Genomic DNA, 2,575 nt, shown 5'->3' with positions numbered 1-2,575 from the left:
AACGGAGTCATTCATGCGCCAAGACAAACTCACAACCAAATTCCAGGAAGCCCTCGCCGACGCGCAATCGCTCGCTCTCGGCAACGACAACCCCTACATCGAGCCGGTCCATCTGCTGGTCGCCATGCTGCGCCAGGACGACGGCCCGCGGGCCCTGCTCGAGCGCGCCGGCGCCAACGTGCCGGGGCTCCTGCAGGCCGCCGAAGCGGCGATCAAGAAGCTGCCGCAGGTGCAGGGCCATGACCAGGTCCAGGTCGGCCCCGAAACGGCCAAGCTGCTGCAGGCGACCGAGAAGGAAGCCATCAAGCGCAACGACCAGTTCATCGCCGGCGAGCTGTTCCTGCTCGCGCTGGCCGACAGCAAGGCCGAGATCGGCAACCTGGCGCGCAGCCACGGCGTGACGCGCAAGTCGGTCGAAGCCGCCATCGAAGCGGTGCGCGGCGGGCAGGGCGTGAACAGCGCCGATGCCGAGGGCCAGCGCGAAGCGCTCAAGAAATATTGCCTGGACCTCACCGAGCGCGCCCGCCTGGGCAAGCTCGACCCCGTGATCGGCCGCGACGAGGAAATCCGCCGCGCCATACAGGTGCTGCAACGCCGCACCAAGAACAACCCCGTGCTGATCGGCGAACCCGGCGTCGGCAAGACCGCCATCGTCGAAGGCCTGGCGCAGCGCATCGTCGCCGGCGAGGTGCCCGAGTCGCTCATGGGCAAGCGCGTGCTCTCGCTCGACATGGCCGCATTGCTCGCCGGGGCCAAGTACCGCGGCGAATTCGAGGAGCGCCTGAAGAGCGTGCTCAACGAGCTCGCGAAGGACGAGGGCCAGACCATCGTCTTCATCGACGAGCTGCACACCATGGTCGGCGCCGGCAAGGCCGAAGGCGCGATGGACGCCGGCAACATGCTCAAGCCGGCGCTCGCGCGCGGCGAGCTGCATTGCGTGGGCGCCACCACGCTCGACGAGTACCGCAAGTACATCGAGAAGGATGCCGCGCTGGAGCGCCGCTTCCAGAAGATCCTGGTGGGCGAGCCGAGCGTGGAGGCGACGGTTGCGATCCTGCGCGGCCTGAAGGAAAAGTACGAGGTGCACCACGGCGTCGACATCACCGACCCGGCGATCGTCGCCGCGGCGGAGCTGTCCGACCGCTATGTCACCGATCGCTTCCTGCCCGACAAGGCCATCGACCTGATCGACGAGGCCGCGGCCAAGATCAAGATCGAGATGGACTCCAAGCCCGAGGTGATGGACCGGCTCGACCGCCGCCTGATCCAGTTGCAGATCGAGCGCGAGGCCGTGCGCCGCGAGAAGGACGAGGCCTCGCAGAAGCGCTTGGCGCTGATCGAGGGCGAGATCGAGCGCCTGCAGAAGGAAATCGCGGATCTCGACGAGATCTGGCAAGCCGAGAAGGCGCAGGCCCAGGGCAGCGCGCAGATCCGCGAAGAGATCGACAAGATCAAGTTCCAGATCGCCGAGTTCACCAGCAAGGGCGACTTCAACAAGGTCGCCGAGCTGCAGTACGGCAAGCTGCCGGGCCTGGAGAAACGCCTGAAGGAAGCGCAGGACACCGAGGCCAACAAGGGCAAGTCCAGCGCGCCCACGCTGCTGCGCACGCAGGTCGGCGCCGAGGAGATCGCCGAGGTCGTGGCGCGCGCCACCGGAATTCCGGTGGCCAAGCTGATGCAGGGCGAGCGCGACAAGCTGCTCATGATGGAAGACAAGCTGCACGAGCGTGTGGTCGGCCAGGACGAGGCCATCGCCGCGGTCGCCAACGCGATCCGCCGCTCGCGCTCGGGCCTGGCGGACCCGAATCGCCCGACCGGCTCATTCCTGTTCCTCGGCCCCACGGGCGTGGGCAAGACCGAGCTGTGCAAGGCGCTCGCCGGCTTCCTGTTCGACAGCGAAGACCACCTGATCCGCGTCGACATGAGCGAGTTCATGGAGAAGCACTCGGTGGCGCGGCTGATCGGCGCGCCGCCCGGGTACGTGGGCTACGAGGAGGGCGGCCACCTGACCGAAGCGGTGCGCCGCAAGCCTTATAGCGTGCTGCTGCTCGACGAGGTCGAGAAGGCGCATCCCGACGTCTTCAACATCCTGCTGCAGGTGCTCGACGACGGCCGCCTGACCGACGGCCAGGGTCGCACCGTGAACTTCAAGAACACGGTGATCGTGATGACCAGCAACATCGGCTCGCCGATCATCCAGGCGATGGTCGGCCAGTCGAACGAAGAGATCAAGGACGCGGTCTGGGACGAGCTGAAGAACTACTTCCGCCCCGAATTCCTGAACCGCATCGACGAGACCGTGGTGTTCCATGCGCTCGACGCCAAGAACATCGAGGCGATCGCGGCCATCCAGCTCAAGGTGCTGCAGGAGCGCCTGGCCAAGATGGACCTCGGGCTCGAGGTGTCGCCGCCAGCGCTGGCGGAGATCGCCAAGGTCGGCTTCGATCCGGTGTTCGGTGCCCGGCCGCTCAAGCGCGCGATCCAGCAGCGCATCGAGAACCCGCTCTCCAAGCTGCTGCTCGACGGCAGCTTCGGGCCGAAGGACACGATCGTCGTCACCACCGACCCGATCCAG

The 2,575-nt window shown here is 66.8% G+C and carries 1 protein-coding gene; it reads left to right on the top strand.

What is annotated here, in order from left to right; all coding sequences use genetic code 11:
- Positions 1 to 13: 13 nt before the first annotated feature.
- A partial coding sequence (gene clpB, locus AC3A6B_RS29775; protein WP_487840233.1) for an ATP-dependent chaperone ClpB occupies positions 14 to 2,575 on the top strand: 2,562 nt, incomplete at its 3' end.

It is taken from the genome of Variovorax sp. Soil_C_33 (genome assembly GCF_057656935.1).
Note: the sequence above shows the minus strand (reverse complement) of the source record. Positions and strands in the feature narration are given on the sequence as shown.